The following is an 18,901-nucleotide window of genomic DNA, read 5'->3' as shown; positions in this document are numbered from 1 at the left end:
TATGTTAACTATGGTTTGGGTGTGCTGATGGGTTAAGGGGGAAGAATGTCGATAGGTGTCTTACGCTGGGTGATCGGCGCTTTGCTTGGGGTGATCTCGTTCACCGCACAGGCCAACATTTGCCCTGATTGGTCTTCGGCGCGCTTAAGCCGCGAAAGCCAAGCGCTCGCCGAGCAGGTGCAGCGCTGGGATAGTGCTTACCACGACGAGGGTGTCACCTTGATTGACGACGTCCTCTATGATCAAACAGTGGAGCGCTTGGCCACTTGGCAGCGCTGTTTAGGTGGCGAGCTGGATCATCGACCGCTTTCACGCGTAACGAGCAGTCACGGTACCCGTGATCATCCCGCGGCGCAGCGCGGGCTAAATAAAACCGATGATGACGGCATCAGGCGCTTTACCAACCGCCGGGAAGATCTCTGGATACAGCCCAAAGTAGACGGTGTGGCGATTACGCTTCGCTATAGTGAAGGTGAGCTGGTTGAGGCTGTCAGTCGCGGTGACGGCGAGCGAGGGCAGGACTGGACAGCGCGGGCGCTTCAACTAGATGCTGTTCCCAATCTTCTTTCCGACCCTGTTTCTGCCATTCTTCAAGGGGAGCTTTACTGGCGGCTCACCGAGCATGTGCAGTCACAGTCGCCAAGTTCTGGCGCCCGCGGCGCTGTGGCGGGGGCGATGGCTCAATCCGATCCTGATTCAGCCACCCTTGAGCGCATTGGACTGTTTGTCTGGGGATGGCCTGACGGCCCTACCGGGATGGAGGAGCGCCTGGCGCAGCTGAGTGTGCTGGGATTTGACACCGCTGACTATACTTACCCGCTGGATAGTCGACGAGATGCTGCTTACTGGCGCGACAGCTGGTTCAACGGGCCGCTGCCATTTGCCACCGACGGTGTGGTGATCAAACAGGCTGAACGACCTGGCGTGCGGCGCTGGTCATCGGCACCTCCAGAATGGGCGGTGGCCTGGAAATATCCTGCTCAGAAGGCATTAGCGGAAGTCCGCGGCGTTGAGTTTCGCGTGGGGCGTACCGGACGTGTGACGCCGCTGGTGTGGCTTAATCCGGTGCGCTTGGAAGGGCGGCGCATTAGTCGCGTTTCGCTAGGCTCGCTTGAGCGCTGGGCGTCATTGGATATCCGCCCCGGTGATCAAGTGGCAATCGAGTTGGCTGGGTTAACGATTCCCCAGTTAACCGAGGTCGTGTGGCACACCCAGGAGCGCTCGCCGCTCACTCCCCCCTCGCCACAGCGTTATCATCTGCTGAGCTGTTTTGAATTAACGACAGGCTGCGATGCTCAATTGCTGGCGCGGCTGACCTATCTTGGCGAGCAGTTAGGGATGCAGGGAGTAGGCGAAGGTACGTGGCGTGCGCTGATGGATGCAGGTGTCGTCACCCAGTTGCTCGATTGGCTCCGTGTGGAGCCTCTCCAGCTGCAGCACGTTTACGGTATTGGGGAGGTGACCGCTTCCGCACTGATAGGGCAATTTCAGGGCGTACGCAGCAAACCGTTTACGGTATGGCTAAACGCGTTGGGAGCGCCACCGGGTAGCGACATGCCTGGCGGTGACTGGCAGCACTTGGCAGGCTATCAAGCGTCAGAGTGGCAAGCGCTGCCGGGGATTGGCCCGGTTCGCGCTGACGCCCTGGTAGCCTTTTTTAGCCATCCTGAGGTGGAGCGGATGGCTGAAAAGCTTAAGCAGGCAGGTGTTGAAGGGTTTTAACTCACGCCGTTCCTGTCTGAAGAACTAGCTCTACACCCAGCATCAGCAAGCTGATAACTAACCCAGACCCGTCATACGCAGCATGATGCCTAGGTACAGCGGAATCAGCAGCGGCGCGAGCAGCGTTGTCACCAGCACGGCCAGCGCCCCTTTTTGCGGCTGGATGCCTAGCTCCATGGCCACGACCACCACGTTGGAAGCCATCGGCACCACGCCTAGCAGCAGTAGCGCCATCCCCAGCTCAGATGACAGCGGGCCAAGGTACTGTAGTAAAAGTACCGCCGCTAGCATCACCAGCGGCCACAGCAAATAACGTAGCCCTACGCAGGTCGCCACAAACTTCGAATCCCAGGCCGAGAGCGTCACTTGACTGAGCGTCATACCGATAATCATCATGCCCAGTAAGGTATAGGTGGCCGGGAAAACCTCCAGCGAGCTCATCAGCGGGGCGGGCAGGGTAACGTTTAGCGCATTCAGCAGCAGCGCAGATAGAAACGCATAGATTAACGGCAGCCGAGCAATTTTGGCCAGGCTTTGACGCACGGAGAAATGTCCACGTGCGCTCAGGTAAAAGCCGAGCGTGAATTCGTATAGATTGATCCCGAGCATACAAAAAAGGTACAGCGTCACGCCTTCAGGGGGGAGCAGGATGAGAGCCACCGGCAGGCCGAAGTAACCGGTGTTGCCCGTGCCGGAAGAGAAGGCCAGCAGCGCTCCTTCCTGAGGTCCAAAGCGATGCTGGGTCACGCGGCGAACCAACAGCGCCATGCTGCAAACCAGTATGAATAACGCCAATGTTAAGAGCAGATATTCTGGCGTGGGCCCGCCATTCATCAGCGCGCGAAAAATAGTCAGCGGTGCAATCAGATACACCAGCAGCGTAGCAATGGGGCGGGGGTCTATGCTTAAACGCCGTGCGGCAATCCAGCCTAATCCGACAAACCCCAGGAGCATAAGCAGCGGCCCCATTAAGGCACTGGGTGTTAAATCCATACTGGCACCTTGTTAAGTGGGATGAATGGCTAACATGAGCCAAATTAAAGGCCATGCGTGGAATCTTTCATTAGCCCCCGCGCAACGGAACAGCGAGAATAACTCAAAATATCACCGCTATTGATGATTAAAAGGAAATTCCATGAGCAGTCACGAACATCCGCTAGGGATCAGCTTTGAATTCTTCCCGCCTAATACCGATGCAGGGCGCGACAAGCTACTACACGTGCGTGATGAACTGGCTGCTCGCCAACCGCGTTTTTTCTCAGTCACCTATGGCGCTGGTGGCTCGACGCAGGCACGTACGCGCGAGGTCGTGCGGGCCGTCAGCGAAAGTGGCATTTCCACCGCGCCGCACCTCTCTTGCATCGGTAGTGAGAAAGCGCAATTGCGTGACTTGCTGGCGCAGTACCGCGAAGAAGGGGTTGATAGTTTAGTCGCGCTGCGAGGCGATATGCCCTCAGGCATGGGCAGTATTGGCGAGCTGCGTTATGCCAACGAACTAGTCGAGTTTATTCGCACCGAAACCGGTGACCACTTCGATATTGCCGTTGCCGCTTACCCGGAATCGCATCCCCAGGCCGCCAACCTGGACAAGGATGTTGAGAACTTCGCTCGTAAAATGAAGGCTGGCGCCAATATGGCCATTACCCAGTACTTCTTTACCGCGGATGCCTACTTCAATTTCGTTGATAAAGTTCGTTCACAGGGCGTTAAACAACCCATTATTCCCGGCATTATGCCGATTACCAACTACACCAAGCTGGCGCGCTTCTCAGATGCCTGCGGTGCCGAGATCCCGCGCTGGATCCGTAAGCAACTGGAGTCCTATGGTGACGACAGCGAGTCGATTGCTGCTTTTGGTACTGAGGTAGTGAGCCGTCTGTGTGAACGCTTATTGGAAGGCGGTGCGCCTGGTCTGCACTTCTATACGTTAAATCAGTCGGCGCCAGTGCTTAAAATCGTCGATAATTTGACTGACTAAACCCGTTGATTGTGTAGTCTGACCTGACGAAAAGCCCCGCTCAACAGATCGTTGAGCGGGGCTTTTGCGCTTGGTACAGGCTTCTGGGTGTATTAGCTGGCTTGCGCCGCTTTGTTACCACCACCGTTAGCCTTTCTCTGCATCACAAATAGGGCGATGCCAATCGCAAGGCCCGCAATGTCGGTATAGATGCCGCCATAGATTAAAAATAGTGCGCCTACCAGCATGACCACACGTTGAACTAGGTTAACGGGGCCAAAGAACCATTTTTGTACCATGCCGGAGAGCAGAACAATACCCAGCGTCGCCGTTAGGCCCACGCGCAAGATCTGCATGGCTGATCCTTCCATCAGCATGGCCGGGCTGTAGAAGAACATGAACGGTACGATAAACGCGGCTAAGCCAATCTTGAACGAGGCAACGGACGTACCCATGGGGTTGTCACCGGAAATACCGGCAGCGGCGTAAGACGCCAGGGCGACGGGCGGCGTAATCGCCGAGACCACCGCAAAGTAAAAGACGAAGAAGTGCGCGATTAATGGCTCAATACCAATATTGATCAAGCCCGGAGCCACTACTGACGCGGCCACTGCGTAGGCCGCCGTGGTCGGCATGCCCATGCCGAGCAAAATGCTGATCAACATTGCAAACACAAGGGCCAACAGTTGGCTGACGCCAGCTAAACCAAGCAGTAGCGACGAGAAACGCGCGCCCACACCCGTTAGCGAAATCACCCCTACAATCAAGCCCGCACAGGCGCACACGGCGATAATCTGAATCGACATGGTGCCTGCAATTTGCAGTGCTTTTAAGATGGCGCGAACACCCATTTTATTGGGTGAAATCCAGCTCACCACCGCGGCTGAAGCGGTTGCCAGGGTGCCGGCACGAATGACCGAGTAGCCCATGAACAGTGCCACGATCAGAATAATAATCGGTGCAAATAGATAGACCTGTTTCACCAGCTTCGAGAACAGCGGGATCTCATCTTTACGCATGCCACGCATGCCTTTACGGGCGGCTTCAAAGTCGACCATAAAGTAAATAGAGGCAAAATAAAGAATGGCAGGAATGACCGCTGCAAGGGCTATTTCGGTATAGGGGATGCCGGTCACTTCGGCCATGATGAACGCGCCTGCCCCCATGATGGGCGGCATAATTTGTCCACCGGTGGACGCAGCGGCTTCAATCGCGCCTGCGCTGCGCGCGGGATAGCCAACTTTTTTCATCAGCGGGATGGTCAGCGAACCGGTGGAAACAACATTACCTGCTGAAGTGCCGTTAATCATGCCCATCAAACCTGACGCGAAAATGGCTACTTTGGCGGGGCCGCCACGAGCACGACCTGCTGCGGCAAAGGCAAAGTTGACGAAGTAATCGCCTACTTTGGACGCCTGCAAGAACGCGGCAAAAATAATGAATAGAATAATATAGGTCGACGACACCGCGGTGGTGGGGCCGAGGATACCTGCATCGGTGTATACCTGGCTGAAGAAGCGCTGCAGTGACAGGCCTGGGTAACCTAAAAAGCCGGGCAAATAAGGTCCGGCAAAAACGTAAGTCAAAAATACCGCGGAAATAACGACCAGAGCCAAACCAGCCACGCGGCGGGTAAGTTCCAAAATCAGCATAGAGCCTGCAATGGCTGCCCAGGAAATACCTGTCGGCGCAAAGGAAGTGCCCGTCGACATACGAATGTTGGTGTTATAGGCCACTAGCAAATAACCGGCACTGGCCAGCGCACATACCATGAGCACTAAGTCGGCAGGGTTGAAGCGATGCCGTGCCTGACGATAAAACCATGACAGCACAATGGCGCCTGCGGTGGTCGCCATCAGCGGATAGCCGTAGTGCCAGTTTTCGATGCTCGGGTCGATGCGCATGGCACTACCGCTGAGCGTTTGATGCATTAAAAAGACTTGCGCCAATGTATAAGCGGCGGGAATAAGCAATGCGTAGCTAACCCACTTAATCCATGCGCTAGATGCTTGGTGATCATCATCGGCAAAGCGGGCACCGGAAAATAACCCGTAACCAAGAATCAGCGCACCGGCAATATGCACAATACGAAACGACCATGTTTCCATCGGATATACGTTGAGCGAGATCAGATGGAAACTTGAGTAAGCGATGGCTAATGTGGCAAATAGAGCAAACTGCCAGCCAGTAAACAGACGGCGGTTAGGTTCTACAACATCATCATCAACACCATCGGCAATGGAATCGGTTACCGTTGATGCCGTGGGGGCATCATCTGTAGGGCCATCGGGTTCTTGGTAGGTTTTGTGACTCATTAGAGTTCACCCTCACAGCAAAAGCAGACACAGGGGAGTAATAGCGAAAGCTGCCCCGCCCGGTAACACCGGAAGCGGGGCAGTTAGAGCAGGGGAGGTTGCTTAGTGAATCATGTCTTCAGCAATTTCATAGCCGTTTTCTTCGTACCAACGGGCAGCGCCGGGGTGGAACGGCAGCACGGTGTTGTGCTTGATGTTTTCGGGAATGGTGGTTTCAGCACTACGGTGGACAGAGCGCATACGGTCATTGTTTTCCATCGTGGCTTTGGTGACTTCATAAATGAAATCTTCCGGCAGGTCGCAACCCGCGATGGCAAAGTTCCACATAGAGACAGCGCGAGCGTCTTCTTCCAGCGTGGTGTAGGTGCTGGCCGGAATCATGAATTCCGCTACCGGGAAGTTGTCCAGCACGGTTTGCATTTCTTCTTCTGTGAACTCAATGATGTTCACATCCGTTTGCACTTCCAACTGGCTAACCGCGGGGATCGGGATGCCGGCAGCGAAGGCGACGACGTCGAGCAGGCCGTCCTGAAGTTGGCCACCAAGATCTGACCAGCCGCCGTTACGACGATCGAAGTTAACGCCCAGCGTTTCTAGAATGGCCGGGAAGTACGTGTCAGACGTAGAGGCAGCCGGGCCAAAACCGATACGTGCACCATCAGGAATATCGGAAATGGATTCGATGCCGCTGTCGGAAAGTGCGGTAATAGAGAAGGGCGTTTCGTACATGGGGAACATGGCACATACGTTGTCCATCTTCATGCCTGGTGCCAGTGGGCTTTCGCCTTTGATGGCATCAGCGGCGGGGCCCATGGTGGTTAAGCCAAACGCCATATCGCCTGTGTGTACCAGCGCCAGGTTTTGAGTTGGGCCGCCTGTTACTTCACCGCCGCCTGATACACCTAGCTCATCAGCAATAAAGTTAGCCCAGCCTGAACCATAAACGAAGTAAGTGCCGCCTTGGCTTGCGGTGCCAACGGTAAAGTTGTCAGGCCACTCAGAACGGTCTGCTTGAGCACTGCTAGCAGCAGCCACCAGTAGGGCACTGCTGGCGAGAAGCGTAAACGTTTTTGGCATATGATTGCGCATGGCGAAAATTCCTAGCGATTATTGGGATTATAGGCTGGCCGGGAAGAGGGATACCGCCGACCGATACTGCCTTTATAAGATGATGCAGTAGTTATTAGAGCGATAGTTGTGCCATCTAATATTTATTTATTAAAAATCAAATTCTTATAATTTTTTTATGCAACTTTGGTGGAAGGCAATATTAGCTGAAGTGTCCGAATATACGCACGGTTGGCATGTTTTCATGTGCGGATAACCGCACATTTTTCTGGAGGGGCACGGTAGTGATGGTAGCAAGCGCCATAGTCAAACCAATGGAATTGGCGATAGACGTTATTGGCGTCGCTATTTCTCTTGCTAGCCATACACAAGAAAATGGCGTTAGAAGCCCATTGATGAAGTGGGCTTTCGTGCCAGAAGAGAGTGTTAGTGAGAGGATTTACCTGGATCGAGAATGCGTACGGGTTGCACATCCTGCTGCTTTTGCTCTTCGCGGACTTGATTGACCCGAGTGGTCATCTCGGTCAAGGCGTCTTCTTCAATAGGCAATTGTTCAAAAAAATCGCAGCTGACGCACTCGCGGTAGCGAATCCCATTTTGTTCCCAGGCCCGGATACGATCCATCGCCGCGCAGCGTGGGCAGGTAACACCCGCGATAAAGCGTTTAACAGTTGACATTAGAATCTCCAAACGCGCGGTGCCCAAGGCACCGCGCATGGTGAAAGCGTATTTGAAATGCCCTAAGCAGCACGAATGCCGCTATGGCGCAGCAGTGGTTCAACGCTGGGTTCGCGGCCCCGGAAAGCGACAAATAGCTCGGCGGCATCACGAGCGCCACCCTGCTCCAGGATTTCGCGACGAAAACGCTGGCCCGTTTCTGGATCAAAAATACCGGTTTCTTCAAAGGCGCTCCAGGCATCCGCCGAGAGTACCTCCGCCCACTTGTAGCTGTAGTAACCGGCAGCGTAACCACCGGCAAATACGTGGCTAAAGCTATTTTGAAAGCGGTTGAACGAGACGACTGGCAGTACGGATACTGCGCTGCGCACCTCATCAAGGAGCGCCTGAACATCGTTTGCGCTAGGCGCGCTAAGCTCATGGTGCAAACGTAGGTCGAACAACGAGAACTCGATTTGGCGCATCATGCCCATGGCAGACTGGAAATTTTTGGCAGCCTGAAGGCGCTCTAACAGCTCGCTGGATAACGGCTCTCCGCTATCCACATGTTTGGCCAGCAGATCCAGCCCTTCCCGCTCCCAGCAGTAATTTTCCATGAACTGGCTGGGTAGCTCAACGGCATCCCAGGCAACGCCATTAATACCGGAAATATCGGCGATATGCTGTTTGGTCAGCATATGGTGCAGCCCGTGACCAAACTCATGGAACAGGGTGGTGACTTCGTCATGGGTGAGCAGCGCAGGACGCTCGCCCACTGGGGCGGTGAAATTACAGGTTAGAAAGGCGACCGGCAGTTGAAGTCCCTGCACCGTCTGGCGGCGCACTCGGCAGTCGGCCATCCAGGCACCGCCTCGCTTGCCTTCACGGGCGTAGAGATCAAGATAAAATCCAGCGATCGGCTTGCCGTGTTCGGTAATCCGAAAATAGCGAATATCCGAATGATAGCGGGGTGCCTGGGTATCTTCTTCAAAGCGAATGCCGTAAAGCCGTTCGACTACTTGAAACAGGCCATCAACCACCTGTGGAGCGGGGAAGTAGGGACGTAACTGTTCCTGAGAAATCGCATGGCGGGCTTCCCGCAGCTTTTCGCTGGCATAAGCGACATCCCACGGCTCCAGCGTCTCCAGGCCTAGTTCATCGCGAGCATACTCACTTAGCTCGGCAAACTCTTCTTTTGCCTGAGGACCTGCGCGACGGGCTAGATCGTTTAGAAACTCGAGTACTTGTTCCGGCGACTCCGCCATTTTGGTAGCGAAGGAGTAGTCTGCGTAAGTGTCAAAACCTAGCAGTTGGGCCACCTCGCTGCGTAGCGCCAGGATTTCTTCCATGATAGCGGCGTTGTCGAACTTGCCCGCATTGGGGCCTTGGTCGGAGGCGCGGGTAGTGAAAGCGGTATATACCTCGCGACGCAGTTCGCGGTTGTCAGCGTAGCTAACCACCGGGAAGAAACAGGGAAAATCCAAGGTAATACGGTAGCCCGTCACGCCTTTAGCCTCGGCGGTGGCTTTTAACGTTTCAAGCGCGCTCTCCGGAACACCGGCTAACGTTTCCTGGTTATCGATATCTTTATGCCACGCCTGGGTGGCATCCAGTACGTTGTTTGAAAACTGGTTTGACAATAACGATAGGCGCGATTGGATGTCGCCGTAGCGCGCTTTTTTATCGGCGGGCAGGTCAACACCGGCCAGACGGAAGTCGCGCAGGACGTTCTCTATGGTGCGTCGCTGTGCTGCGTCTAGCGTTTCCCAGGCCGGGCCATCTTTTAAGGCTTGCCAGCCATGAAACAAGCCTTCGTGCTGGCCTACCCAGGTGCCAAAGGCAGAAAGTTTCTCCAGACACGCCTGATAAGCTTCGCGCAGTTCAGGTGAGTTCATTGTGCCGTTAAGATGAGAAACGGGAGACCACGCTTGGCTAAGCCGATCATTGACGTCTTCAAGTGGGACTGCAAAGGAATCCCAGCTGGGAGGGGCAGCGGCTGCCTGTTCGGCCAGACGGTTGATCGCGTCACGACTTTCGCTTAGCAGTTCGTCCACGGCGGGCTCTACGTGCTCGGCGCGAATCTCAGCAAAAGGGGGCAGTTCATGCGTTTCAAGCAACGGATTAGAAGACATAGGCACCTCACGTGGTATCGATTTTATTAAACCGTTTAAACGCGCAAAACGCGCGATAATGATGACACAGTGCGGGCGGTGGGGCGCTGTTTCAATGCTAAGCCGCATAACGAGGTTAAGGTAAGGGTTTGGCCTGCTGGCAACTGCCTGCTAGTCTTGCCGCCTTTTAATGCCACTAATGGCAGGAGCAGACGATGAGCGAAACGCTGGAGCGCTGGGGGTCTAAACGGGCCTTTATCTTGGCGGTAACAGGTGCTGCGGTAGGGTTAGGTAATATCTGGCGCTTCCCTTACGTGGCCGGAGAGAACGGTGGTGCAGCGTTTTTGCTAATTTATGTGGCGTTTGTGCTGCTGCTGGGTATCCCCGTGATGATGGCGGAGATATTGATTGGTCGCGCTGGTCGCCGCGGGCCGATGCAGGCGCTGGGAGCCCTGGCGGCCGACGCGGGAGCCTCTCCTCACTGGCGCTGGCTGGGCCTGTTCGGGGCATTTACCGTGTTTTGCATCTTATCGTTTTACTCGGTGGTGTCTGGCTGGTCGATTGAGTTTTTAGTGGCCTCTATCAATGGCAACTTCAACGGGGCGAGCGCCGCTGAGGTCGGTGCTGGCTTTGAGGCTTTTTTAGCCAATCCACGCTTATTGATCTTTAACCATTCACTGTTTCTGTTCATGACCATGACCGTGGTAGCGGCCGGGGTGGCTAAAGGGTTGGAACGGCTAAATAATTTGCTGATGCCGCTGCTGTATGTGTTATTGCTGCTGTTGGCTGGCTATGCCGCGACCACGGATGGTTTTGGCACGGCGCTGGCGTGGCTGTTTTTGCCCTCTTTCGACGCCGTGACGCCGTCAGTGGTCATGCATGCCATGGGGCACGCGTTTTTTACGTTGGCGGTAGGGGCCTGTGCGTTAATGGCCTATGGCGCTTATATGCCTGAAGAGCAAAGCTTGCCGAAGGCCGCGGTAGCCGTTGCCGTGCTGGATATAAGCGTGGCGTTATTGGCGGGGATCGCCATTTTCTCAGTGGTATTTGCTCAGGGCATGGATCCGGCTGATGGCCCTGGCTTGATGTTCGTGACGCTGCCTATCGCATTTTCTGAGTTGCCGTGGGGCTCGGTTTGGCTAAGCGTTTTCTTTCTACTGTTGCTGCTGGCCACTTGGACGTCGGCGATTAATCTGGCGGAGCCAATGGTGGCGACGCTACAAGGCTTGGGTTTACGCCGCAGTATTTCAACGGCAATCGTGGCGCTCAGCGTATGGTTGATCGGGCTGCTATCGGCCTTTTCGTTTTCAAGCCTAGCGGAGTTCAGGCCGTTGTTTGGACGCAACGTGTTCGAGCTTGTCAGCAGCATACCACCCGACGTTTTCCTGCCCTTGGGTGGCTTGTTGATTGCCACGTTTGCCGTCTGGGTCATGCCTCGTGAGATGGCGGTGCGTGCCCTCGGCGTGGGTGATAACGGCTACATGCTATGGCGTAACCTCGTTCGCTGGGTATCAATACCATTGACCTTTATTGTCCTGATGGCGGGCATACTGGGGTAATCGTTATAGTACGACTAGAGAGCGGCAGATGAGCGCTAACTAGCTCTCGACGTTGCCCATTCATATGGCCAGGAGTGAGTTATGAACAAGGCGTTAAGACGTTATCAAGGTAGTGAGCCCCAACTGGGTGAGCGCGTGTATATTGATCCGGCCAGTGTGGTTATCGGTGACGTAATATTGGGCGATGACTGTTCGGTATGGCCAATGACGGTGATTCGCGGCGATATGCACCGTATCCGCCTCGGTGCGCGTGTGAGCGTGCAGGACGGCAGCGTGCTGCATATTACCCACGCCAGCGACTTCAATCCTGATGGCTTTCCGCTCACCGTGGGCGATGACGTGACCATTGGCCATAAAGCCATTTTGCATGGCTGCACGCTGGGCAATCGTATTCTGGTCGGGATGGGGGCTATCGTCATGGATGGTGCGGTGGTCGAAGATGAGGTGATCATCGCTGCAGGCGCTGTCGTCACCCCCGGTAAGCGTCTGGAAAGTGGCTATGTATACGCCGGCAACCCAGCCAAGGCACTCCGCCCACTGAAGGAGTCGGAGCGCGCTTTCTTTCCTTATACCGCCGGCAACTATGTTAAATTGAAAGATCGCTTTTTGGCTGAAACTTAAGCCTACTGAGACCTATATAAGCGGTTGCCCTGTCACCTTTTTTTCCATCGTTAGCCATGTCGCGCTGCTCAGAAATCTGTTAATTTATCCAGTTTTCTAGGGTGCTGGGTCATGGCTAATTTTCGCACTCATATTACGGTGGCAGCGGCGGGCGGTATGCTGATCGCGTATGCAGGCTGGAAAGGTCAGTGGTGGCCGCCTTCCCAAGCACTGATGATGATTGGATTGGTGACGTTCGGGGGCATTTTGCCCGACATTGATGCTGATCGCTCCCACTCGATACGATTGATTTTTAATCTACTTTCAGTGCCTACGCTGGTGCTGGGAGCGCTTTTGCTACAGCCTTGGCTGACGCCCGGCGCATTATTGATTGCCTGTGGTGGGATCTACTTCAGTGTGCGCTACCTGGCAGCCGTATTGTTTTCGCGTTTTACCGTTCATCGCGGTATTTGGCATTCGCTGCTGGCAGGCGGGTTATGCAGCTTGGTGGCCGCGGCGCTTAGCTATAACCTGCTCAACCAGCCAGCCTGGTTGGCATGGTCTCACGGGGCAGCGTTGTTAGCAGGGTTTGTTATCCACCTTAGTTTGGATGAAATATACAGCGTCGATCTTGAAGGTGCTCGGCTAAAGCGCTCGTTTGGTACCGCGCTTAAACTGGGCGACAGCCGTAGGCCCATGTCTAATCTGCTGATGCTAATCGCTACCTTGACGCTAATCCCCTGGGTGCCGCCCTGGTCAGTATTGGGCGAGCTGCTGTATCAAGGCTCGCTGTTGTGGCGATAGTCGTCGGCGTTAAGGCCGTGTTTTTTAAGCTTGTCGTAAAAGGTTTTACGGGGGATGTCCAAGTGGCGACACACATCGGTCACTCTGCCGTGGTGGCGCGCTAACGATTGACTGATCAGGCTCTTCTCAAAGAGCTCGACCTGCCGCGGCAGAGAGGGCTCTTCAGTCCCGGCATTGGCGCCCTCCAGTAGTGCATCCAGGCGATAGTCGAAGGCCGCGCCCAGTAGTACATAGCGCTCAGCAAGATTGCGTAATTCGCGTACATTACCAGGCCAATCATGGGCCAGTAGAGCAGCGATGGCGGCGCTATCAAGCGTCGGTGCTTCAAGCCCGCTGCGGTTGGCCGCGACCACGGCAAAATGCTGAAAGAGTAGAGGAATATCTTCACGTCGCTCACGCAGCGCGGGCAGCGGCAAGGTAACCACATTCAGCCGGTAGTAAAGATCTTCACGGAAACGTCCCTCTTCGGAGGCCGCTTTAAGGTCGACCTTGGTCGCCGCGATTACGCGTATATTGAGTGGAACCGTTTCGTTGGCCCCCAGCCGCTCGACGCTACGCTCCTGCAATACCCGCAATAGCTTGACCTGCAGCGCCAAGGGCATGGATTCAATTTCATCCAGAAACACCGTGCCGCCATTGGCATGTTCAAATTTGCCAATACGCCGCTCGACCGCGCCTGTGAACGCGCCTTTTTCATGCCCAAACAGTTCAGATTCGATCGTGTTTTCAGGCACTGCGCCGCAGTTGATCGCCATGAAGGGACTATTGCGGCGACTGCTGCGCTCGTGAATAGCACGGGCCACCAAGTCCTTGCCGGTGCCTGTTTCTCCAAACAGCAGAACATCCGCTTCGACCTGACTAATGCGCTGTATCATAGCGGCCAATCTTGAAATGACCGGCGTGCGGCCCACCAGTCTTGGCCCTAATGCGGCTTGCTGTACTTCCAGTTCGGCTTTAAGACGATGGTTTTCCAAGCTGAGCTGACGCTTCTCAATCCCCCGGCGAACGACATCCAGCAGTTGGTCGCCGGCAAAAGGCTTCTCAAGAAAGTCCCAGGCACCGGCGCGCATGGCTTCTACCGCGGTGGAGATATCACCATGGCCGGTAATTAAAATGATAGGCAGGGTGGCGTCGCGATGGTGAAGCTCATGGAGTAACGCCATACCATCCATTCCCGGCATTCGGATGTCGCTAACGATGACCCCCGGAAAATCGGGCGTTAATGCCGCTAACGCTTGCTCTGCCGACTCAAAGCAGTAGGGCGTATAGCCTGCAAGTTCGAGGGTTTGGCTGGCGGTGATCCGCAGATGCGGTTCGTCGTCGATCACCATGACCGGCAGCGTCGACGGCTCATGCATAGTGAGAGCGCTCCTGGGCGTGAGTTAACGTTGAGTGGGGGAGCGTTATAGTAAAACATGCCCCTCTGTCAGGATGATTGGTGGCCTGCAGCTTGCCGCCTAAATCATCCATGATACGTGAAGAAATCGAGAGCCCAAGGCCTAAGCCACTGCCTGGCGCTTTAGTCGTGAAAAAGGGTTCAAAAATATGCCCTAAGTGCTCATCTGGGATGCCGGGTCCGTTATCAATGACGTTAATAACGACTTGCTGCTGACGGATAAACGCTTCGATAGTCAGTTGCGGCGCTGGCGCAGTTTTCATGGCTTGTAACGCATTGCTAATTAAATTAACCAGCACTTGTTCCAGGCGCACAAGGTCGCCTTTCACCCATAGCGTATCTTCGGGCCACTGTTGGATGACGGTAATGTTGCCGTCGCGCAGCCGGCTTTGAAATAGGCGTAATGCGTAGTTAATACACGCCTGTACGGATATCGTCTCCTGGCGTTCACTGCTCTTGCGTGAAAACTGGCGTAATTGTGCGCTAATGTCGGCCATCCGCTCGGTCAGCTCGACGATCTGCTCTAGGTTCGCATCAGCGTTTTGGTAGCGCTCCAGGGACATAAACCGACGGGCATTTTCAGCATAAGCGCGTATCGCCCCTAGCGGCTGGTTGAGCTCGTGGTTGATCCCCGCCGCGAGCTGGCCTAATACCGCTAGTTTAGCCGCTTGAATCAGCTCATCTTGTGTTTGTCGCAAGTTAGCCTCAGCACGGCGGCGCTCTTCAATTTCGTCAGAAAGACGCTGGTTGCTGGCCACTAAGTCACTGGTGCGCCGCTCGACACTGATTTCTAATTCGTCCCGAACGCGGGCTAACGTATTGCGTTCACGTTCAGCAAACGCTTCCCGCTCGCGGCGTAGCCGCAGGCGCTGCCAGCCGATACCCGCTCCAAGCGCGATAATGCCGTAAAACCCCCCGGCCATGAGGGCGGCGATCCACTGTGCGCTAGTCACCGGTGTTAGTGGCTTGAGGATATGCATCTGCCAGCCGAACTCAGGGATAGGGCGAGTCAAACTTAGGTAGTCACCGTTACGTAGCGGGCCCTGAGAAAAGTTGACCAACTGGCTGCCTTCGCCGAAAGGAGCATTAATTTCAATACCAGATGGCGTTAACGGCTCCATGGCATAACGGCGTGTTTCACGCAGATGTTGGCGTTGTTCAGCGGTAAGCGAATAGAGCGCATTCATGCGCAACTCTGGATGGCTAGCCATGAAAATAATATGGTCGCTATCGGTCACCAGAAGTTCGGCATCCTGCTCTGCCCAGCTCTTTTCGACATCATCTAGCAATACTTTCACTACTAATACGCCGTCTGGCTGCGAGTCAGGGGCGGTGTCGTCCAGCCAGACGGGCGATGAAAAGTAGTAGCCACGCGCCAGAGACTTGACCCCCAGTCCAAAAAAGCGTCCCTGGCCTCCGGCGATGGCATCGGTGTAGTAGGAGCGAAAAGCATAGTTCTGACCAATAAAGGTGTTGGGGCGATGCCAGTTGCTGGCTGCGATCGTGTCACCCTCGCGATTGAGCAAATAGACATCCGATACCCCTGCGGTAAAGCGGAAGCGATCAAGCAGCAGATTCAGCGGCATAGGGTCTTGATTATCAGGGGAGGCTAGAAAGCGTTTTACGCCTTCACGCGTAGCCAGCATCTGAGGTAGATAATCGTAACGTAGCAAATAGCCGTTTAAGTTGGCAGCCGACAGGCGAAGCTCGTTTTCAGCATCGTCTTGAAGGTTGGAAAGCGCCTGTTCCCGTGCCAGTTGGGCGGCTTGCCACATAACCAGCAGTAAACCAAGAGCAAGCGCCAGTAACCATAAACGCCGCCCGTATAGCGGCAGCCGAGTTGGCGTGCGAGCAGCGGTTTGATCGCTCATGCCAGGGTTGTACTGTTGCCTTGGGCGCGGCGAAGAGCGCGTTGAGCGCGTGTTTCGGCGCGCGCCATCTCAAGCAACCCCTCTTCCACAAATACCAAATGTTCGTGGGCTCTAGTGCGAGCGTCTTCTGCGCGTCCTTCCAAGATGGCATTCAATAGTGCTCGATGTTGCTGCATTAAGAGGCTGCGTGACTCTGGCTTGGCAAATAGATGCGCCAGATTGTTGACGATACTTTTCTCCAGCAGATGGAAAATGCCGCGAATGGTATGTAGGAGTAGGACGTTGTGGGCGGCCTCGGCAATGGCTAGATGGAAGGCGGCATCCAGCTTGGCCTCCTGGATGGGGTCGTTGCCTTCAAAGCCCCCCTCTAGTTCTTCAAAGCGCTGAAGTAGTAAGGCTTTATCGGCAGGGGTGGAGCGCAGGGCTGCGTAATAGGCAGAGATACCTTCCATTGCATCGCGGAATTCCAGCAAATCTAGATTGAATTCGCCATGGCGAGAAAGCATTTCTAACAAGGGATCCGTATACCCATTGCTTAGCTCGTCGTTAACAAACGTACCGCCTCCTTGACGGCTAGTCAGTAAGCCTCGAGCGGCCAATTTCTGAATAGCTTCGCGCAAGGAGGGGCGCGAGACGCCAAACCGCTCAGCCAGCTCGCGTTCGGGAGGTAAACGCTGGCCTGGCTTTAAGCTGCCTTCCAACATCATGGCTTCTAAACGCTCTGTGATGACATCGGCCAAACGCTGTTGGCGGAGCGGTGGGTAACTCATGTTGGTTAGCTCCTATAATTGGTAATACCAATATTAAGGGCTTTAGGAAATTGCCTCAAGAGTAGGCGAGCAAAACTAATCATTAATAAAGATTAGTAATTTAGCGTTAAACTAAAGTATAGCGCTTTTATGCATGCTAATAAGCTTTCTCCGTTTGACACGTTTGGGGCGGCTCTCTACTGTTGATGCTGTTTTTATTGTCAATTGGTAAAACCAATTTATGGCTGCGAAGTGCTGCGACAGTAAGCGCCACACATAGTGTGGTGGCCGTTGCGCTCATTCAGCGCCGAACCAGCTGGTTTTATCGTGCCTGCTTGCTCTATGCGGCGGCGCTAGCAGCGCGTGCAGCGCTAACCTTCGGCAAGGCGTCGGTTATTCTTGATGGCGCTCAATACCGGTTCTTTGATAACACCCATAAAAGCGTATCCATTGCATAGGACCCGCCATGATCATTTCAGCATCCACTGATTACCGTCAGGCCGCTAAACGGCGTATACCGCCTTTTTTGTTTCATTACGCCGATGGCGGGTCTTATACCGAACATACATTGCGACGTAACGTCGAAGACTTGGCCGGTATCGCATTACGTCAGCGTGTGCTGAAAGATATGTCTAGCTTGTCTCTAGAAACCGAGCTGTTTGGCGAAAAGCTTGCGATGCCGATTGCGCTGGCGCCTGTTGGGCTGGCCGGTATGTACGCCAGACGTGGTGAAGTTCAGGCGGCGCGAGCTGCTGCTAGTAAAGGCATACCGTTCACGCTGTCCACGGTATCGGTATGTACTATTAATGAGGTCGCCTCCGCCGTTGATCGACCTATCTGGTTCCAGCTCTACGTGCTGAAAGACCGGGGGTTTATGAAGCACGCCTTAGAGCGAGCCAAAGCCGCTGGTGTTAAAACGCTGGTGTTTACTGTTGATATGCCGGTGCCAGGGGCACGTTACCGTGATGCTCATTCGGGAATGAGCGGTAAATATGGCCCGATGCGACGCATGGCGCAGGCGGCCATGCATCCGTTCTGGGCGTGGGATGTGGGTATTCATGGTCGTCCGCATGATCTTGGCAACGTGTCTGATTATCGTGGCAATCCGACGGGGCTTGAAGACTACATTGCTTGGCTTGGTAATAACTTTGATCCTGCCATCTCCTGGAAGGACCTGGAGTGGATACGGGAATTCTGGGACGGTCCTATGATCATTAAAGGCATATTGGACCCGGAGGATGCCCGTGATGCCGTTCGCTTTGGCGCGGACGGTATCGTGGTTTCCAATCATGGCGGTCGCCAGCTTGATGGCGTGCTTTCTTCTGCTCGTGCTTTGCCTGCTATTGCCGATGCCGTTAAAGGTGACTTAGCTATATTGGCCGATTCCGGTATTCGTAACGGACTTGATGTTGTGCGGATGGTGGCGTTGGGTGCGGATACGGTTTTATTGGGGCGAGCTTTCATTTACGCCCTTGCGTCAGCCGGAGAGGCGGGTGTTGCCCATCTGCTTGAGCTGTTTGAAAAGGAAATGCGAGTGGCGATGACGCTTACCGGGGCGCATAGCATTGCCGATCTTGGAGCGGATTCTCTGGTTCCCGACTCGCTTCGTGATATCCGTTAAGGCCATTTACACCGTTATCAAGATTAAGCTTAAAAAGCACTTGCCAACCCGGCCGCGAATCCGTAAAGTACGCATCCGCTGCCGGGGACGCCAAGCGTTACCAGCGGTGAATGAGGTGTAAAAGCCTTCGATTATCAAGCGGTTAGCTTGTTTCCAGTTGGAGTCATTCAACAGCGAAAACAACGCCCTTGACAATCACCAGGAAATGCGTAGAATACGCCTTCCTCGCTGAGGCAAGCCAAGTCAACGGTAGCCGAGGTTAGTTGCTCTCACACACGGTGTCAGACGCAACGCAGCGAAAACAGCTCTTTAACAATTTGATCAGGTAATTCATGTGGGCGCTTGCTGATGTGGTGACAAGTCACCAAATATCAAGGCAAGCGAACACAACGATACTTTTCGGAGTATCACAGTGAATTCGTTTGAACCTTGAGCCAAGTTTGATTCGCTTTTGTTGTCTTCGGCTAGTCC

15 protein-coding genes are annotated in these 18,901 nt (G+C 54.5%); 7 read left to right on the top strand and 8 right to left on the bottom strand.

The window, feature by feature from the left end; all coding sequences use genetic code 11:
* The first annotated feature begins 45 nt into the window (after nt 1–45).
* The gene (gene ligB / locus ACFFLD_RS20110; RefSeq protein WP_386043452.1) at nt 46–1,722 is read left to right on the top strand and encodes an NAD-dependent DNA ligase LigB; all 1,677 of its coding nucleotides are present in this window, start codon (nt 46–48) and stop codon (nt 1,720–1,722) included.
* Between the two features lie 57 nt (nt 1,723–1,779).
* Here ligB and ACFFLD_RS20105 read toward each other — a convergent pair whose 3' ends face one another.
* A complete protein-coding gene (locus ACFFLD_RS20105) occupies nt 1,780–2,715 on the bottom strand; it encodes an AEC family transporter (protein ID WP_386043450.1) in 936 nt (311 codons plus the stop codon).
* Nucleotides 2,716–2,857: 142 nt separating this feature from the next.
* Between ACFFLD_RS20105 and metF the strand changes: the two genes are divergently transcribed.
* Complete coding sequence (gene metF / locus ACFFLD_RS20100) at nt 2,858–3,700, top strand: methylenetetrahydrofolate reductase [NAD(P)H] (protein WP_386043448.1); 843 nt, start codon at nt 2,858–2,860, stop codon at nt 3,698–3,700.
* A gap of 92 nt (nt 3,701–3,792) precedes the next feature.
* On the opposite strand, the gene ACFFLD_RS20095 is transcribed toward metF, so the two are convergent.
* The 4 genes from ACFFLD_RS20095 to prlC form a co-directional block, all read right to left on the bottom strand.
* The gene (locus ACFFLD_RS20095; RefSeq protein ID WP_386043446.1) at nt 3,793–5,994 is read right to left on the bottom strand and encodes a TRAP transporter permease; all 2,202 of its coding nucleotides are present in this window, start codon (nt 5,992–5,994) and stop codon (nt 3,793–3,795) included.
* A 102-nt stretch (nt 5,995–6,096) separates the two neighbouring features.
* Nucleotides 6,097–7,083, bottom strand: a complete 987-nt coding sequence (locus ACFFLD_RS20090; RefSeq protein WP_386043444.1) for a TAXI family TRAP transporter solute-binding subunit — start codon at nt 7,081–7,083, stop codon at nt 6,097–6,099.
* 405 nt (nt 7,084–7,488) lie between these two features.
* Nucleotides 7,489–7,740 carry a YheV family putative zinc ribbon protein gene (locus tag ACFFLD_RS20085; protein WP_386043442.1) on the bottom strand — a complete coding sequence of 84 codons (252 nt, stop codon included), beginning with the start codon at nt 7,738–7,740 and terminating at the stop codon, nt 7,489–7,491.
* Nucleotides 7,741–7,802: 62 nt separating this feature from the next.
* Nucleotides 7,803–9,851 (bottom strand): oligopeptidase A, encoded by a 2,049-nt coding sequence (gene prlC, locus ACFFLD_RS20080; RefSeq protein WP_386043440.1) that lies wholly within the window; start codon nt 9,849–9,851, stop codon nt 7,803–7,805.
* Nucleotides 9,852–10,045: 194 nt separating this feature from the next.
* Here prlC and ACFFLD_RS20075 point away from each other — a divergent pair, with 194 nt between their 5' ends.
* The 3 genes from ACFFLD_RS20075 to ACFFLD_RS20065 all read left to right on the top strand — a co-directional run bounded on the left by ACFFLD_RS20075 (nt 10,046) and on the right by ACFFLD_RS20065 (nt 12,793).
* Complete coding sequence (locus tag ACFFLD_RS20075) at nt 10,046–11,389, top strand: sodium-dependent transporter (protein ID WP_386043438.1); 1,344 nt, start codon at nt 10,046–10,048, stop codon at nt 11,387–11,389.
* 81 nt (nt 11,390–11,470) lie between these two features.
* The gene (locus ACFFLD_RS20070) at nt 11,471–12,010 is read left to right on the top strand and encodes a gamma carbonic anhydrase family protein (RefSeq protein ID WP_386043436.1); all 540 of its coding nucleotides are present in this window, start codon (nt 11,471–11,473) and stop codon (nt 12,008–12,010) included.
* A gap of 111 nt (nt 12,011–12,121) precedes the next feature.
* Nucleotides 12,122–12,793, top strand: a complete 672-nt coding sequence (locus tag ACFFLD_RS20065; RefSeq protein WP_386043434.1) for a metal-dependent hydrolase — start codon at nt 12,122–12,124, stop codon at nt 12,791–12,793.
* Here the strand turns inward: ACFFLD_RS20065 and ACFFLD_RS20060 are convergent.
* The 3 genes from ACFFLD_RS20060 to ACFFLD_RS20050 are packed head-to-tail and all read right to left on the bottom strand — an operon-like array spanning nt 12,769 to nt 16,830.
* Complete coding sequence (locus ACFFLD_RS20060; protein WP_386043432.1) at nt 12,769–14,151, bottom strand: sigma-54-dependent transcriptional regulator; 1,383 nt, start codon at nt 14,149–14,151, stop codon at nt 12,769–12,771. The two genes, ACFFLD_RS20065 and ACFFLD_RS20060, sit on opposite strands and share 25 nt — an antisense overlap.
* Complete coding sequence (locus tag ACFFLD_RS20055; RefSeq protein WP_386043430.1) at nt 14,144–16,060, bottom strand: sensor histidine kinase; 1,917 nt, start codon at nt 16,058–16,060, stop codon at nt 14,144–14,146. Before ACFFLD_RS20055 ends, ACFFLD_RS20060 begins: the two co-directional genes overlap by 8 nt.
* Nucleotides 16,057–16,830 (bottom strand): GntR family transcriptional regulator, encoded by a 774-nt coding sequence (locus ACFFLD_RS20050; protein WP_386043428.1) that lies wholly within the window; start codon nt 16,828–16,830, stop codon nt 16,057–16,059. Before ACFFLD_RS20050 ends, ACFFLD_RS20055 begins: the two co-directional genes overlap by 4 nt.
* Before the next feature lie 185 nt (nt 16,831–17,015).
* On the opposite strand from ACFFLD_RS20050, the gene ACFFLD_RS20045 reads away from it, so the two are divergent.
* Complete coding sequence (locus tag ACFFLD_RS20045) at nt 17,016–17,267, top strand: hypothetical protein (protein WP_386043426.1); 252 nt, start codon at nt 17,016–17,018, stop codon at nt 17,265–17,267.
* Nucleotides 17,268–17,275: 8 nt separating this feature from the next.
* Nucleotides 17,276–18,430, top strand: coding sequence for an FMN-dependent L-lactate dehydrogenase LldD (gene lldD / locus ACFFLD_RS20040; protein WP_386043424.1), 1,155 nt, complete (start codon nt 17,276–17,278; stop codon nt 18,428–18,430).
* Nucleotides 18,431–18,901: the final 471 nt, after the last annotated feature.

The sequence above is a fragment of the Vreelandella sulfidaeris genome (genome assembly GCF_042429665.1).
In the GTDB taxonomy this organism is placed as follows: domain Bacteria; phylum Pseudomonadota; class Gammaproteobacteria; order Pseudomonadales; family Halomonadaceae; genus Vreelandella.
The sequence above is the reverse complement of the archived record's forward strand: the minus strand, read 5'-3'. Positions and strand labels throughout refer to the sequence as shown.

Excerpts from the sequence above, each read along its gene's own strand:
- ACFFLD_RS20090 (WP_386043444.1), bottom strand. The coding sequence starts at position 7,083 with ATGCGCAATCATATGCCAAAAACGTTTACGCTTCTCGCCAGCAGTGCC.
- ACFFLD_RS20055 (WP_386043430.1), bottom strand. The coding sequence starts at position 16,060 with ATGAGCGATCAAACCGCTGCTCGCACGCCAACTCGGCTGCCGCTATAC.
- ACFFLD_RS20105 (WP_386043450.1), bottom strand. The coding sequence starts at position 2,715 with ATGGATTTAACACCCAGTGCCTTAATGGGGCCGCTGCTTATGCTCCTG.
- ACFFLD_RS20050 (WP_386043428.1), bottom strand. The coding sequence starts at position 16,830 with ATGAGTTACCCACCGCTCCGCCAACAGCGTTTGGCCGATGTCATCACA.
- metF (WP_386043448.1), top strand. The coding sequence starts at position 2,858 with ATGAGCAGTCACGAACATCCGCTAGGGATCAGCTTTGAATTCTTCCCG.
- ACFFLD_RS20075 (WP_386043438.1), top strand. The coding sequence starts at position 10,046 with ATGAGCGAAACGCTGGAGCGCTGGGGGTCTAAACGGGCCTTTATCTTG.
- ACFFLD_RS20065 (WP_386043434.1), top strand. The coding sequence starts at position 12,122 with ATGGCTAATTTTCGCACTCATATTACGGTGGCAGCGGCGGGCGGTATG.
- ACFFLD_RS20045 (WP_386043426.1), top strand. The coding sequence starts at position 17,016 with ATGCTGTTTTTATTGTCAATTGGTAAAACCAATTTATGGCTGCGAAGT.
- ACFFLD_RS20085 (WP_386043442.1), bottom strand. The coding sequence starts at position 7,740 with ATGTCAACTGTTAAACGCTTTATCGCGGGTGTTACCTGCCCACGCTGC.
- ACFFLD_RS20095 (WP_386043446.1), bottom strand. The coding sequence starts at position 5,994 with ATGAGTCACAAAACCTACCAAGAACCCGATGGCCCTACAGATGATGCC.
- ACFFLD_RS20070 (WP_386043436.1), top strand. The coding sequence starts at position 11,471 with ATGAACAAGGCGTTAAGACGTTATCAAGGTAGTGAGCCCCAACTGGGT.
- prlC (WP_386043440.1), bottom strand. The coding sequence starts at position 9,851 with ATGTCTTCTAATCCGTTGCTTGAAACGCATGAACTGCCCCCTTTTGCT.
- lldD (WP_386043424.1), top strand. The coding sequence starts at position 17,276 with ATGATCATTTCAGCATCCACTGATTACCGTCAGGCCGCTAAACGGCGT.
- ligB (WP_386043452.1), top strand. The coding sequence starts at position 46 with ATGTCGATAGGTGTCTTACGCTGGGTGATCGGCGCTTTGCTTGGGGTG.
- ACFFLD_RS20060 (WP_386043432.1), bottom strand. The coding sequence starts at position 14,151 with ATGCATGAGCCGTCGACGCTGCCGGTCATGGTGATCGACGACGAACCG.